Here is a 14,440-nt window from a genome sequence, read left to right as displayed (position 1 = left end):
CCCGGCCGTGCGGGCCGCCGGGTATCAGCATGGCACCCCCGTGCCCGGCCCGCGGCGCCACGGGTGCCCGCGCGGAGCGCCCTCCGTCCCCTCGGGGCACGGCGCGATATCTGCTCGCCACCGCCACGGCGGCGGGCAAGACTGACCTGCGTCCGCGACGTCGTCGCGCGGGTGCGGAGTGGTGCAGAAGGAAGGGGAGCGGCCGTGGGGGTCGAATCGTCCGGGAACGGAACGCCGGAGGCCGGTCGGGCCGAAGGGCTGATCGAGGCGCAGGAGAAGGCGATCGCCCTCTTCGCCGAAGTGGAGGCACGCGGACTGGTGGCGCCGGGCCGCGGGGAGCGGGAGGCCGGCGACCTCGTCCGGGACCTCGCCGACGAGATGTTCGGCACCACCAGGCACTGGCACAAGCGCATCGTCCGCTCCGGCCCCAACACCCTCGCGCCCTACCGGGAGAACCCGCCGGACCGCGTGATCGGGGCCGACGACATCGCCTTCGCCGACTTCGGCCCGATCTTCGAGGAGTACGAGGCGGACTTCGGCCGCACCTACGTCTTCGGCGACGACCCCGTGAAGCACCGCCTCCTGCACGACCTGCCGCGCATCTTCGACGCCGGACGCGCCGCCTTCGCCGCCGACCCGGACATCACCGGCCGGCGGCTGCACGCCGAGGTCGAGCGGTTGGCGGCCGAGGCCGGCTGGTCCATCGGCATCTGGCACGCCGGCCACCTCGTCGGCGAGTTCCCGCACGAGACCAACGAGGGTGCCAGGGCCGAGTCCTACATCACGCCGGAGAACGACACCCCGCTGCGCCGCACCGACCGGGCCGGCCGGGTCTGCCACTGGATCCTGGAACTCCATCTGGTCGACCGGGAGCGCGGGTTCGGCGGGTTCTACGAGCAGTTGCTCGACCTGGCCTGAGCCGGGAGGAGCCCGCCACCGCCCCGCCCCGCCGCAGCCGTTCCGCGAGTCCCGTCCACCCCGTCAGCCCCACCCGTCCCGTCGGTCGCACGGGTGGGGCGGGGCGGGGCGGACACCGGGCGGCGGGCGGGCGCGGTTCGTGGAGGCGTGGCGGAGGGGGAGTGGGGGAGTGGCGTAGGCTGACCGCGCTCTTGGACCGACCCACGGGGGGAACACATGCGCCGTGCCGCGGCCGCCGTCGCACTGCTGCTCGGGCTGATACCCGTCGCCGCCTGCGGACCGGACGACCCCGACCCGGCCACCGTCAAGGCGGCCAAGGAGGCCAAGGCCGCGAGTGCGGCGGCCGAGGCGGCGAAGGCGGCCCCGGAGGCGTCCGGCACTCCGGACGACCCGACCTCCTCCGACGGCGCCGACGCGGCTCCCCGCCCCGACGGCAGCATCACGGTGGCCTTCGCCGGAGACGTGCACTTCGAGGGCCGCACCGAGGCCCGGTTGGGCGTGAAGGCGCCCGAGACGGCGCTCGGCCCCATCGCCAGGACGCTCTCGGCCGCCGACCTGGCCGTGCTCAACCTGGAGACCGCGATCACCGAACGCGGTGCCCCCGAGGCCAAGACCTACACCTTCCGCACCTCCCCCAAGGCGCTCACCGCGCTGAAGGGCTCGGGCGTCGACGTGATCTCCCTCGCCAACAACCACGCCGTGGACTTCGGCGCCGAGGGCCTCACCGACACCCTCGCCGCCCAGGACTCCTCGCCGGTCCCGATCGTCGGCTTCGGCCGCAACGCGCAGGAGGCGTACGCCCCGTACGTGTCCACCGTGCGCGGGGTGAAGGTCGCGGTGGTCGCGGCCAGCCAGGTCGAGGACCTCACCAACCAGAAGTGGCGCGCCGGCGCCAACAAGCCCGGCATCGCCTCGGCGCTGGACGCCGCCGCGCTGGTCAAGGCGGTCGAGACGGCGAAGAAGCAGGCGCCGGTGGTGCTCGTCTACCTGCACTGGGGCGACGAGGGCAAGGCCTGTCCGACCAACGCCCAGACCACCATCGCCCGGAAGCTCGCCACCGCCGGCGCCACGGCCGTGGTCGGCACCCACGCGCACACCATGCTCGGCTCCGGAATGCTCGGCGCCACCTACGTCGGGTACGGCTTCGGCAACTTCCTCTGGTACGGCACGTCCAACTACGCCAACTCCAACGAGACCGGCGTGACGACGCTGACGGTCAGCCCGACCGGGAAGGTGCTCGGCGAGGCGTTCGCGCCGGCGACCATCGACGACAAGGGCGTACCCGTCCCGCAGTCCGGCGCCGCGGCGACCGCCGCCCTCAAGCGGCGCGACGGCCTGCGCGGCTGTACGGGGCTGACCCCCGCACCGAGCCCCACGCGCTGACCTCCGCGCGCCGGGTCCCTCGCGCCGGGTCCCTCGCGCCGGGCGGGCCCGGCGGACGTCAGCCCTTGTGGTCGGACTCGCCGTGCTTCCAGTAGCCCTTGCTGTGGACGCGCTCGCGCGGAAGCGACCAGTCCGTCAGCAGGTGGCGGCGGACGACGGCGACGGCGTGGGCCTCGCCGGCCAGCCAGGCGGCGGTGCCGGCGGGGATGTCGGTGGCGAGCAGGGTGTCGGCGAGCAGGCTGCCCTTGGTCTGCTCCGGGCGCCGGACGAGCCAGTGACCGGTGAGGCCGGGTCGGGCGGGGAGGGGAAGGCCGTTCCCGGGGTCACCGATCTCGACGAAGAGGGAGACCGGGATCCCCGGCGGAAGGTCCTCGACGATGGTGAGCGCGGCGGGCAGGGCACTCTCGTCGGCGGCGAGGAGGACGTGTTCGGCCCCTTCGAAGGAGGGGCGGCGACCACGCGGTCCGGCCAGCTGCGCCCGGTCGCCGGGGCGGGCGACGGCGGCCCAGCGGGCGAGCGGGCCGTTGTCGTGGAGCACGAGGTCGATGTCCACCTCGCGGTCCGCCGGGCGGTGGTGGCGGATGGTGTAGGCCCGGGAGTGGCCTTCGGGGATCGCCAACTTGACCCACTGGGTGGGGTGTTCGATGGGGAGGTCGCTCAGGGTGGGGCCGGTGAAGGTGATCCGGGTGAGCGCCGAGGTGAGCGGCGTGACGGCGACGACCCGGACGTCGTAGGTCGGGCGGGTGCGGTTGAGCATGGTGACTCCTGAACGGGCCCGGAGGTGAACACGGGCCGGAGTGAGGGGAGTTGGTGAGGGCGTGGAAGGTCAGCGCGGAAGGTGCCGGTCGAGCAGCGCGTCGACGAACGCGGTGTCGAGAGGGCGGCGCAGGACCAGGGCCCGGTGGTAGAGCGGGGCGAGCAGGGCGTCGAGCAGCAGGGCGGCCCGCTCGTCGGGGTCGTCCCCCGTGGGGTCCAGGCAGGCGCGGGTGTGGGCGACGTCGCGGGCGCGCAACTCGTCCAGGAAGCCACCGTGCAGCAGGTCGGCCGTACGGGAGTCGAGTTGGGCGTGGCCGAGGAGGGCCTGAAGGACCCGGCCGGCCGGCGCCTCGCCGAGGAAGGCAGCGAACCGGTGGACGTAGGCGCGCAGGTCGGCGAGGGTCGACGGGGAGTCGGGCCAGGCCAGTGCGGTGGAGGCGTCCAGGACGAGATTGTCGAACAGGATGTCGACCTTGGACTTCCACCAGCGGTAGATGGTCTGCTTGGCGACCCCGGCCGCAGCGGCGATGCCCTCGATCGTGAGACCTTCGAAGCCCTGCTCCACCAGGAGGTCGTCGGCCGCGTTCAGCACGGCCAGGCGCGCGGCCTCACTGCGGCGGCTGCTGGAGCTGCTGCCGGTGGCGGGTCGGGGCTGGGCGGCGATGGTGCTCGGGTCCTTGTGCGGGGGCGGCTGGCCGGGGGTGTCGATCGTGGTCATCCTCTCATGCCTCCTCGGCCAGGGCCGCCGACGGACCTGCGGTGTTCGCTCCGGTCGGACGCGGGGTGCCGGTCGGACCCGGGGTGCCGGACTCCTCCGCCCCCGTCGCCTCGCGGGGCCGTCGGACCAGACCGGCCGCGACGCCCACCGCCAGTGCCGCGACCACGGCGCTGAACGTCACCCCGCCCGTGCGCAGCCCGGTGGCCTGGATGAGTACGCCCACGCCGATGACCGGCACCGAGAGCATCGAGAACAGCACGGCGAAGAAGGTGGACACCGTCTCGCCGCGCCGCTCGGGGGCGACGCCGCCGTTGATGGTGCCCAGCCCGGTGCCGATGGCGGTACCGGTGGCGAGTCCGTTGACGCAGGCGCCGAGCAGCAGCGGCGCCAGCGTCCCGGTCAGCAGCGCGCCGGCGATCAGGGCGGCGGCCAGCACCAGTCCGGCGCACGCCAGCGGCAGGGTGCGGGCCGGGGGGAGGACGCGGACGAGCAGTTGCCCGACGGCGGTGGAGAGGAAGGCGAGCGCGACGACCAGGCCGGTCAGCGCGTGGTTGTGCAGGTCGAGCACGGTGGCGAGGAAGAGCCCGCTGACCGCCGTCAGCACGCCGCTCACGGCGAAGCCGGAGCCGCCGGCGAGTGCGGCCCGCAGGAAGGCGGGGCGGATGTCGGCCGGTATGCGCAGGGGCTGGAAGCGGAGGCGGATCCCGCCGGCGCGGATCTCGGCGGGGACGGTCTCGGGGACGGCGGACAGGCCGATCAGGGCGATGCCGGTGAGCACGAGGGTCACCGTCCAGGGCAGGCGGAGCGGCGAGCCGGCCCATTCGGCGAGGATGCCGGAGAACAGGGTGCCGCCGGCCAGGCCGCCCATGTTGGCGGCGAGCGCCAGGGTCTGGGCGCGCAGCCGTCGTTCGGGCGCGGCGAGGTCGAGCAGGGCCGCGGTCGCGGCGCCGGTGATCAGTGCCGCGCCGAAGCCCGAGAGCACCCGGGCGGTGAGCAGCCAGGGCAGCGAGTCGGCGGCCTCGAACAGTCCGGCCGCGGCCGCGGCGAGCAGCAGGGCGGTGGCCATGACCGGGCGCCGGCCGATCTGGTCGGACAGCCGGCCGAGTGCGAGCAGTCCGGCGACGACGCCCAGCGCGTAGACGGCGAAGATCACCGTGACCATGAACGGTGAGAACCCGAAGGCGTGTTGGTAGAGCGAGTAGAGCGGGGTCGGGACGGTGGTGCCGGCCATGGTGACCCAGAACGCGAGGGCGACGGCCGCCCGGGCGAGCGGGGCGGAACGGCCGGGCGGGCCTGTGCGGCCGGGCGGGGCGGAGGGCATGCGGAGGCTCCTCTGAGGAGAAGGAGAGCAGGGGGGTGGTGGCGGCCGGTCCGTGCCGGTGGCGGGACGATTCGCGATATTGGACGCAACGTTGCGTCTCGACTGGACCGTAACACCAGACGCAACGTTGCGTCCATCTTCGGGTGCGGCCGGCGTCCCGCGGGCCCTCGCATCCCGACCCGGAAGCCGTGAAGGACCTCTCGGCGGAATCGTTCGATTGTGTTAGGTTAGGCTTGCCTAATGTTGCTGGTCGGAGGGGATTTCCTGTGCAGCAGTCCGCATTCGCCGCCTCGGCCGCCGCTCACAGACTGGGGGAATCCAGGTGACCACGGTGCATCACGCCCCCGCCGGGGCGGACCACGCCGTCATCGGCGCGGCCAGCGGACTGCTGGGTCAGTACCGGGCCGCTCCCGACCAGGCGTTCTTCGCCTCCCCGACCCGCACGCTGCTCGCCGAGGGCGTGCACGCCGAGGTCCCGCAGGACGGCCGCCCGCTGCCCGTCCGGGTCGCCGAAACGCTCGCGCAGGCCCGCCGTGACGGCGTGGAGAACCCGCTGGTGGTGGGCGCCGTGGCGTTCGACCACGACAGCCGTGCCGAACTCGCCGTCCCCGTCAGGGTCCGCGCCTGCGGCGCGCTGTGCGACGACCCGCTGATCGCGCTGCCCGCCCCGCCCGCCGACCGGGTGCAGTGGGACGTCCGGCCGGTGCCCGCGCCGGAGACCTACGGCGCCGGCGTCGCCGAGGCCGTCCGGCGGCTCCAGGAGGGCGAGTTGAGCAAGGTGGTGCTCGCCCGGACGCTGGAGCTGAGCGCCGCCGAGCCGCTCGACCTGCCCGCCATCCTCCAGCGCCTCGCGCGGCGCGACCCCGGCGGCTACACCTTCGCGCTGCCCGCAGGGTCCGGCCGCACCCTGATCGGGGCCAGCCCCGAACTGCTGCTCTCCCGCCGGGGCGTCGCCGTCCTGGCCAACCCGCTGGCCGGCTCCGTCCCGCGCAGCCCGGACCTCGGGGAGGACGTCCGCCGGGCCGCCGCGCTCCTGGAGTCGCCCAAGGACCTGCACGAGCACGCGGTCGTGGTCGACGCCATCAGCGCCGCGCTCGCCCCGTACTGCCGCACCCTGGACGTGCCGGAACGGCCCACCCTGGTGCGCACCGCCGCGATGTGGCACCTGGCCACCACGATCACCGCCGAACTGGCCGACCCGGCCGTCTCCGCCCTGGAGCTGGCCACGGCCCTGCACCCGACCCCGGCGGTCTGCGGCACGCCGACACCGCTCGCCCGGGAGGCGATCCGCGAGATCGAGCCGTTCGACCGGGGCCTGTACGCGGGGATGGTCGGCTGGGGCGACGCGAACGGCGACGGCGAGTGGGTCGTCACCCTGCGCTGCGCCGAGGCCGACGAACGCACCCTGCGGGTGTACGCGGGGGCCGGCGTGGTCGCCGCCTCCCGGCCCGAGGCCGAACTCGCCGAGACCAGCGCCAAGTTCCGCACCTTCCTGGACGCCGCCGGGGTGCCGCGGTGAGAGGGGCGGCCGACGGCCCCGGGGTGAGCGGGCCGGCGCGGCCGGGTGCGCCGACCCGGGCGGCGTAGCCGGGCCGGGCCCAGGCGGCCCGCACGGCAGCTCGCCCCACCCAGAGACTCCGGCGGCGCGCCCCTCCTCACGGGGCGCGTCGCCGGGACGCACCCGGTACGCGCCGGTTCGCCGGGCGGGTCCGCCCCCGGACGACGTGGCGCGACACCCGTCGGGTTCCGACGGGTGACGCCTGCACGGTCCCCGGTTCGTGCCGTCAGGTGAGGTTCGCCCCGACGCCCACCGCTGCGGGCGCGGGCCGCGGACCGGTCATCCGGTCCATGACGGGCCGGCAGATCACGCCCGTCGCCAGCACGATCACGGCGAGGGCCAGCCAGCCGGGCAGCCCGAGGGCGAGCGGGAGCGCGCTCAGGACGGCCGGTGACACGCCCTCGGCGAGCCCGTGCCCGAGGCCGAACACCCCGGCGTACTGGCCCTGTGCCTCGGCCGGGGCCAGCCCGAAGGAGTACTCGGCGGCTGCGGCGGTGTGCCAGATCTCGCCGAGCGTGTAGGCGGCCATCCCGGCGGCCAGGGCGACGGTGGCGAGCCAGCCCGGGGGAGTCCCGGCCACCGCCATCAGGATCAGGCCCGCCGCGACGGCCAGCCCGGCCCGGCGCATCGCGTTCCCGGCGGACGGCACGTCGGCGACGCCCCGGCTGAACCGGACCTGGAGGACGACGACGAGGACGGTGTTCAGGACGAGTACGCCGGAGATGGTCCAGCGCGGCGCCGCGGTGTGGTCCGCGATCCAGAGCGGGAGCAGGAACGTCGGGACCGCGAAGTGCAGGGACATCACCGCGTTGACCGCCGTCGCGGTCAGGTAGGTGCGGTCGCGCAGCGCCGCCCAGCCGCGGCCGGCGACTCCACCGGGCCCGGCTGCGGGCCCGGCTGCGGACTCGGTTGCGGACCCGGAGCCGGTTGCGGTGGCGGGCGGGGCTCCCGGGTCGGCGGCGTGCGCCGCGTCGGTCGTGACCGCGGGGCCCTCCAGGGTGAACGGCGGGAGCCGGAGCAGGATCAGCCCGGAGACGAGGTACGTCAGGGAGCGGGCGATCATGACGGCGAGGAAGGCCGCCCGGGTGTCCACCTGGACGGCGAAGCCCGCCGCGACGGCGCCGAGTGCGATCGCGAGGTTGCCGACCGACCGCAGGTAGCCGCGGAACACGGCCGGCGAGTCCCCGCCGAACGCGCGGACCAGCGGTGCCAGGGTGGACCAACTCGCCGCGACCACGGCGCCGGAGAGCACCGAGACCGCCAGGTAGGTCCAGAACGCGTCGACCAGCAGGAGACCGGTGTTGACCACCGTCCCGCACACCGCGACGACGAGCTGGACGCGCTTGGGCCCCCACCGGTCCGCCAGCCGGCCGACGTACACCCCGGCCAGCAGGCCCGTCATCGCCGCCGCGAACAGGCCCACGGCCACCTGGGAGGCGGGCAGTCCGACGATCCGGGTGAAGAAGAGCGCCCCGGCGGCGACCGACATCCCGGTGCCCAGGCTGTGCACGAAGGAGGTGAGCGCGACCACCCGCTGCCCCCGGTCGGACGGCAGCAGTGCGGCCGACAGCCGGGCCGCGCCGGGCCGGCCCGCCGGCGGGCGGGACCTCGTCACCGCCACAGGGTGTCCCCGAAGTCGGCGCCCGGCTGCCAGGCCCGCTGGAACTCCCGCCGCCCGCCGGTGGTCAGGTGCTCGGGCAGCACCCACAGCCGTTCGTCGAACCAGCGCCGGACCTCCTCGAAGCGCCCGGTGAGCTCCTCGACCGACTCCGCGACGACCATGAACTGCCCTACCCGCTGGCTGGTGTTGGCCGGCCCGGCCGCGAACCGGGTGCCGACCGGGTGCTCGACCCGCGCGAACTCCACCTGCGGCAGGGCGACGAGGTCGGCCGCCGTCGGGCAGCCGAGCAGCGTCCCCGGCCGGCCGGGCAGGTAGGTGCCGCCGAAGATCTCCGGCCGGACCTCGGGCTTGATCTCCGGGCGGGCGCCGAGCGCGATCCGGACGGCGCACTCGGCGACGTTCACCCCGAACTTCGCCTGGATCTGCTCGTGGATCAGCCCGCCGCCGCGCCGTGCGGCGCACTCGCCGAAGGTCAGCGACCCGGACGCCGCGTCGTGGAAGAGCTCCATGTGGAACGACCCGTCCTGCAGGCCCAGCGCCCCGAGCGCGGACTCGACCACGCCCCGGGCCCGCTCGTACACCCAGGCCTCCCGGACCGGGTCGAAGTGCCGCAGCCACAGCGGCTGTCCGCTCTCCAGCGCGGTGAGGCAGGGGTCGCCGTAGGCGCCCACGGCGAGGAACAGCAGCTCCCCGCCGAAGACGACCCCGTCCACGAACCACTCGTCGCCGCCGACGTGCTCCTCCAGCAGGAACGTGCGCTGGGCGGGCTTCTGCTGCCGGTACTCCTCGCTCCGCGACCGGAGCTCCTCGACGGACCGGACCGAGGAGGTGAAGGACGTGGCGGCCCCGGCCACCGGCTTCAGGACGGCGGGCGAGAACGGCAGCTCGTCGAGGTGGGTGACGTCGAGGACGTCGTCGACGACCAGGTAGTCCGCGGTGGGCAGCCCGGCCCCGCGGACCGCGCGCTTCTGCAGCGACTTGTCGCGGAACCGGATCGCCACCTCCGGGTCGAGTCCCGGCAGCCCGAGGTGGCGTGCCAGGACGCCGGCCGTGACCATGGAGTACTCGTCGGAGGTGTGGACGGCGTCGAAGCCGTCGGCGTCCGGCCCGGCCCGGCGCAGTGCCGCCAGGACGCTCTCGACGCTGCTCTGGTCGTCGACGTCCAGCACGGTGAGCTCGGGCGGCACGCTCATCAGCCCGTCGTCCCGGGACGCCGCGCCGCGGACGACGACGGCGTCCACGTCCAGGCGGACGCACGCGTCGAGGGTGTACCGGTCCAGTCCCACGACGAGCAGGCGAGGTCGGCGATCAGCCATGATTGTTCCTTCGGTTCTGCGTGCGTCCCCAGTCCTCCAGGGCGGCACGGTCCAACTTTCCGTTCGGCGTCAGCGGCAGGGCCGCGACGGCCACGGCACGGGCGGGCACCAGGAACTCGGGGAGCACCGCGGCCAGGGCGGCGCGCACCCCGAGCGGGTCGGCGGAGCCGGCCGCACGGTCGGCCTCCTCGTCCGGCCGCACGGTGTAGGCGAGCAGCAGCGACTGGCAGCTTCCGTCGGCCTCGCGGACCGGGACGGCGGCGCAGTCGAGGACACCGGGGACGGCGCGCCCGGCGCGCTCCACCTCGGCGGGCTCCACGCGGTAGCCGCGGAGCTTCACCTGGCGGTCCCCGCGGCCGAGGTAGTGCAGCAGGCCGTCGTCGTCCACCCGTCCCCGGTCGCCGGTGCGGTACACCCGGGTGGGCACGCCGTCGACGGTCAGGGTGCGGAACTTCTCCGCCGTCAGGCCGGCCTGTCCCAGGTAGCCGTGGGCCAGGCCCTCGCCGGCCACGCAGATCTCGCCCTCCTTTCCGGGCGGGCAGATCTCGCCGAAGCCGTCGCCGAAGCCGTCGCCGTCCGCTCCGGCGTCCGCTCCGGTGTCCGCGAGGACGAGGAGCCGTGTCCCGGGAGCCGCCGTGCCGAGCGGCACGCCGTCGGGCCGGTCGCAGTCCGGGAGCGAGACCCGGTGCCAGGAGACGAACATGCAGCACTCGACCGGCCCGTAGCAGTTCACCAGCGGGACCGTCAGATGGGCCCGTACGAACCGGCCCGCGTGGGCGCCGGACATCGCCTCGCCGCTGACCAGGACGGCCCGCAGGCCGGTGAAGCAGCCCGGGTCCACGTCGACGAACAGGTTGAACAGGGAAGTCGGCAGGTGCACCGTGCCGGCACCGTGCCCGGCGACCGCCGCACGCAGCGAATCCGGGAGGAAGAGCGGGGCGCCCGGGCCGGGGAGGAGACACGTCCCGCCCGCGACCAGCGTGCCCCACACCTCCAGCGCGTACATGTCCCAGGCCGCGTTCGACACCTGCGGCATGACGTGGCCCGGGCCGAACGACGCCGGGCCGGTCCCGTCGAACAGCCGCAGTGCCGCCCGGTGCGGCAGGACCACGGCCTTCGGTGAACCGGTGGTCCCCGAGGTGAAGATGACCATGGCGGGGGACTCGCCGTCGGCCGCCCGCCGCACCGGTGCGCCCGCCCGGTCCGCGAGTTCGGCGGGGGGTTCCAGCGGCGGTGTCCAGACGGGGAAGCCGTGCCCGTCCGTCGGGCCGGGTCCCTCCGGCCCGGGGTCCTGCGCCCTGGCCAGGTCCGTCACCGCCCGGGCGGCCACCGCCTCGTCCGCCACCGCCAGCGGCGACCGCAGCCGTCCGACCAGCGACGCCAACCGCGCGGGGGGCCACCCCGGATCGAGCACGGAGTAGGCCGCGCCGCACTTCAGCAGGGCCAGCTGGACGATGACCAGGCGCGCGGACCGGGGGAGGATCACGGGGACCAGGCTTCCCGGCCCGATGCCGAGGTCCGTGAGGAGCGACGCCAGGTGGTCGGCCGCGCGGTCGAGGGTCCGGTAGGTGACGGTCGTTCCGGGCTCGACCAGCGCCGGACGGTCGGGCGTCAGCAGGGCCCGGCGGGCCACCGCCGCGTGGAGGGTCCGGTTCATCTATACCTCCCCGGCCGGCAGGACGGCGAACGGGCAGCGGAGCAGGGACAACGCGAGGTCCTGCACCGCGAAGACGGTGAAGTGGTGCTCCTGGGGCGGGGCCGACGCGTCGAGGTGCACCTCGAAGACGGCACTCGGCCGCCCCGCCCGCCGGTCGGACCCGGCCGCCCCCGGTCCGACGGCCTGGACCGGCGGCGAGACGGCGGCCCGGACGCTCCACGGCAGGAGCACGCCGACCTGGACCGGCCCGGGGCGCGACGGCACGACCGGCACCTCGATCCGCAGCGTCCCGCCGGCGGGGACGGTCGCGGCGGAGGCGGCACCGAGCAGCCGCGCCGCGCCGTCCGTCCAGTAGCCGACCGGGCCGCAACTCAGGCAGACGTGCGCGGTGGTGAGCGGGACCCGGGAGGTGAACCCGCGGCGCGGGTACTGCCAGGCCGCCCGCCCGCACAGGACGCAGGGGGTGGTCACCGCCTCGGTCCGCGCGACCGAACTCCGGTCGCCGAAGAAGCGGGGGAACTCGGAGAGCGGGTCGTCGGGCCGCTCCGACATGCGGACGGCGATCGCCCGGTCGAGCACCCGCGCCTCCTCCCGGAGCGTGCCGACGAACGCCTCCCGGTCGGCGGCCGGACCCATGACCGGCCGGACGGCCGTCAGCTCGGCCCGTTCCGCCAGCTGCCCGAGCGGCTCTCGCAGCGGGTGCGCGGCCGGCAGCATGCCGGTCATGAGGAACCCCTGGGCCCGGGCCGAGAGGCCGCCGACCCACTCGGCCTGCTCGGCCGCCGACTCCACGGCCGACCCCGAGGCCGCCTTCCCGGTCGGCCCGCCGTCCGGCTCCACGGCCGACTCCACGGCGGGTGCCCCGGCCGGTTCCTGGGGCGACGAGGCCCCCGGGTAGGCCGAACTCGGCAGCCCCACCTGGATGAACGTGGGGTACGGGTGCAGGGCGTACAGGCTCGCGTTCAGCCGCCGGGCGGTGCTCCCGTCCCCGTCCGCCGAGTCCAGCCAGACGAGGTTCTCGACGCGGGCCGACTGGTGCATGGAGAGCGCGGCGACCACCGCCTGGGCCGGGCCGTCGACGGCGTTCAGGAGCAGCTGGTAGCGGGGGTCGTAGGTGGCGAGGTCCGCCAGGGCGCCGCTGTCGCAGCCGCTGAGCACCAACTCGGCGGCCCGGACGCGGTGGGCGGGGATCAGCTTGTCCTCGGGCTTGTAGCAGCCCCGGCCGTACGAACAGGTGGGCCCGGACCGGCCGGGGCCGGCGGCCGGGCTGAGCCCGCACACCGTGTGCGCGCCGAGGTTGATGCTGTCCTCGGTGCCGTGCCCGCTGACCAGCACCCGTCGCCAGACCCGCTCGGCGGTGAGGCGGACCAGGTCCGCGCCGCTGACGGTGCGTGCGTCGTGATAGGTCGCGGACGTGGCCACCGGCCGGGTGTCGAGGTCGGTGAACAGCCCGGTCGCACCGTCGGGGTGGACCTCGCCGTACTGCTTGGCGATCGCCCAGGTGAGCGAGTGGAGGTCGCGGCCCGTCAGCAGGAAGACGTCCCGGCCGCGGGCGTACGCGTCCACCAGGACGGGGCCGATGACGTCCATCCGGAGGTCCTCGTACCGGCCGAGGACGACCAGCGGGCCGTCGTCCGCGGGCGGCGCGCCGGTGGTGCGGCCGGCCCCGTGCGCCGCCGGCGCGCCGTGCTCGGTCCAGTGCCGGGCGAGCGGGCGGGCGAACGCGCGGATCGTCGCGGGCACGTCCCCCACCACGACCCCCGCCGCGCACACCGGCGGGCGCCGCCGGGCCGGGTAGAGGTCCGCTGCGAGGTCGAGGGCCGCCAGGAGGTCGGAGCGGTCGCCGATCCACACCGGGACGGCGTCCTCCGCCCCGGACCCGAACGCGGCGACGGCGCGCGCGAAGTCCGCCGCGCCGGACACCGCACGGAAGATGCCCGGCACTCCCGCCAGGTCGTCGGTCCCGCTCGTGCCACCCGTGCTGCTCGTGCCACCCGTGCCACCCGTGCCGCTCGCGCGGGAAGTGCGGTCGGTGTCGTCAGTGCCGCTCATGCCACCCCGTCGTCGTTGACGATCGCGGCGGCGAGCGCGTCGACCGTGCGGTGTTCGAAGATCACCCGCAACGAGAGGTCGCGGCCGAGTTCCTCCCCGAGCCGGGAGGCGGTGCGGATCGCCCCCAGCGAGTGACCGCCGAGCTCGAAGAAGTCCTGGTCGGGGTCGATCCGGTCCACGCCGAGCACGTCCCGCCAGACCTCGGTGATGTGCTCGACCAGTTCCGCCCGCGGCGACCGCCCCTCGTCGGGTCCGCTCAGCACGGCAGGAAGGCGAAGTCCTCGCCGACCTCGCGGGAGAGGACGAAGAACTTCCTGGCGCGCTCGGCGATGTCGATCAGCTCCGGGTCGCCGGACTCCCGGGTGATGTCGACCAGCCAGTCCCACGAGGCCCCGATCGGCACCTCCTCGGCGAAGTGGATCCGGCCGAGCAGGAACGCGATGTCCTTGATGTTGTACCGGGAGACGACGGTGCCCAGGGCGCGCAGCCGTTCCGGCAGGTCCGCGGCGGCCGGCCGCCGCTCCACCAGGGCGGGTTCCAGGTCGGGCCGGTACAGCTCGGGCCGCGCGAAGATGTCGGCGGGCCGGAAGCCCGGACCGGCAGCGAAGTCCAGGCAGAGCGACCAGCGGCTGCGCGAGGACATGTTCATCCCGGCGTGGATCTGGGCGGCGTCCAGGAACCACACCTCGCCCTTGCGCATGTGGAAGACCATGTCCTCGTCGGAGTTGACGGCGTGCTCGTTGTCCTCCAGGAAGACGATCACCCGGAAGAACTCCGTGACGTCCCCGGCCTCGATGAAGTCGCGGTGCGGGATGATCGAGAACTCGGAGACGTTGCGCCCGCGCACCATCGTCAGCCGGCTCCCGTCGAACCACTCGGCCAGCACCTCGCGGAGGTACGGGACCTCGTCGAGCAGCTCGGTGGGCTGCCCCGGCCGCTGCTCGTGGCCGTACCAGAAACCGTCGCCGTGGTCGCCGGAGGCGTTCCACAGGTTGAGGTTCAGCCAGGTGCCGGTGGTGAACACCTGGTACGGCTCCTGCGGGACCGGGAGGCTCGCCAGGCGGGCGACGTCCTTGGCGAGGCGCTCGTCGTCGAACGGGATGCGGCCGAGTATCACGGAGGCCATGGAGAGGCGTGCCC

12 protein-coding genes are annotated in these 14,440 nt (G+C 74.9%); 3 read left to right on the top strand and 9 right to left on the bottom strand.

From position 1 onward, the window contains the following. Nucleotides 1-204: 204 nt before the first annotated feature. Both ABZY91_RS10760 and ABZY91_RS10755 read left to right on the top strand, forming a co-directional pair. On the top strand, nt 205-918 hold the full coding sequence (locus tag ABZY91_RS10760; protein WP_355401456.1) for a M24 family metallopeptidase: 714 nt from the start codon (nt 205-207) through the stop codon (nt 916-918). 216 nt (nt 919-1,134) lie between these two features. Then, nucleotides 1,135-2,301, top strand: coding sequence for a CapA family protein (locus tag ABZY91_RS10755; RefSeq protein WP_329950871.1), 1,167 nt, complete (start codon nt 1,135-1,137; stop codon nt 2,299-2,301). 58 nt (nt 2,302-2,359) lie between these two features. On the opposite strand, the gene ABZY91_RS10750 is transcribed toward ABZY91_RS10755, so the two are convergent. From ABZY91_RS10750 to ABZY91_RS10740, 3 genes are all read right to left on the bottom strand, one after another. Next, a complete protein-coding gene (locus tag ABZY91_RS10750) occupies nt 2,360-3,058 on the bottom strand; it encodes a siderophore-interacting protein (protein WP_355401454.1) in 699 nt (232 codons plus the stop codon). Between the two features lie 69 nt (nt 3,059-3,127). Beyond that, on the bottom strand, nt 3,128-3,775 hold the full coding sequence (locus ABZY91_RS10745) for a TetR/AcrR family transcriptional regulator (protein WP_329878257.1): 648 nt from the start codon (nt 3,773-3,775) through the stop codon (nt 3,128-3,130). A 4-nt stretch (nt 3,776-3,779) separates the two neighbouring features. After that, nucleotides 3,780-5,096, bottom strand: a complete 1,317-nt coding sequence (locus tag ABZY91_RS10740; RefSeq protein WP_355401452.1) for an MFS transporter — start codon at nt 5,094-5,096, stop codon at nt 3,780-3,782. A 316-nt stretch (nt 5,097-5,412) separates the two neighbouring features. On the opposite strand from ABZY91_RS10740, the gene dhbC reads away from it, so the two are divergent. Beyond that, a complete protein-coding gene (gene dhbC / locus ABZY91_RS10735) occupies nt 5,413-6,615 on the top strand; it encodes an isochorismate synthase DhbC (protein ID WP_329950969.1) in 1,203 nt (400 codons plus the stop codon). A gap of 265 nt (nt 6,616-6,880) precedes the next feature. On the opposite strand, the gene ABZY91_RS10730 is transcribed toward dhbC, so the two are convergent. Genes ABZY91_RS10730 through ABZY91_RS10705 form a run of 6 tightly spaced genes read right to left on the bottom strand, consistent with a single transcriptional unit; the run spans nt 6,881 to nt 14,426 of the window. Next, a complete protein-coding gene (locus tag ABZY91_RS10730) occupies nt 6,881-8,269 on the bottom strand; it encodes an MFS transporter (protein ID WP_355401450.1) in 1,389 nt (462 codons plus the stop codon). Further along, entirely contained in the window at nt 8,266-9,591 is a 1,326-nt protein-coding gene (locus tag ABZY91_RS10725; protein WP_355401448.1) for a hypothetical protein, read from the bottom strand. Before ABZY91_RS10725 ends, ABZY91_RS10730 begins: the two co-directional genes overlap by 4 nt. Next, a complete protein-coding gene (locus ABZY91_RS10720; RefSeq protein ID WP_355401446.1) occupies nt 9,584-11,248 on the bottom strand; it encodes an AMP-binding protein in 1,665 nt (554 codons plus the stop codon). The genes ABZY91_RS10725 and ABZY91_RS10720 overlap by 8 nt, the downstream gene beginning before the upstream one ends. After that, nucleotides 11,249-13,300 carry a hypothetical protein gene (locus ABZY91_RS10715; RefSeq protein ID WP_355401444.1) on the bottom strand — a complete coding sequence of 684 codons (2,052 nt, stop codon included), beginning with the start codon at nt 13,298-13,300 and terminating at the stop codon, nt 11,249-11,251. Next, the gene (locus ABZY91_RS10710) at nt 13,297-13,563 is read right to left on the bottom strand and encodes a phosphopantetheine-binding protein (RefSeq protein WP_329878245.1); all 267 of its coding nucleotides are present in this window, start codon (nt 13,561-13,563) and stop codon (nt 13,297-13,299) included. The genes ABZY91_RS10715 and ABZY91_RS10710 overlap by 4 nt, the downstream gene beginning before the upstream one ends. Further along, nucleotides 13,557-14,426, bottom strand: coding sequence for an aspartyl/asparaginyl beta-hydroxylase domain-containing protein (locus ABZY91_RS10705; RefSeq protein ID WP_329878244.1), 870 nt, complete (start codon nt 14,424-14,426; stop codon nt 13,557-13,559). Before ABZY91_RS10705 ends, ABZY91_RS10710 begins: the two co-directional genes overlap by 7 nt. Nucleotides 14,427-14,440: the final 14 nt, after the last annotated feature.

Origin of the sequence: Kitasatospora sp. NPDC002965 (assembly GCF_040611255.1) — a bacterium.
Lineage (GTDB): Bacteria > Actinomycetota > Actinomycetes > Streptomycetales > Streptomycetaceae > Kitasatospora.
Note: the sequence above shows the minus strand (reverse complement) of the source record. Positions and strands in the feature narration are given on the sequence as shown.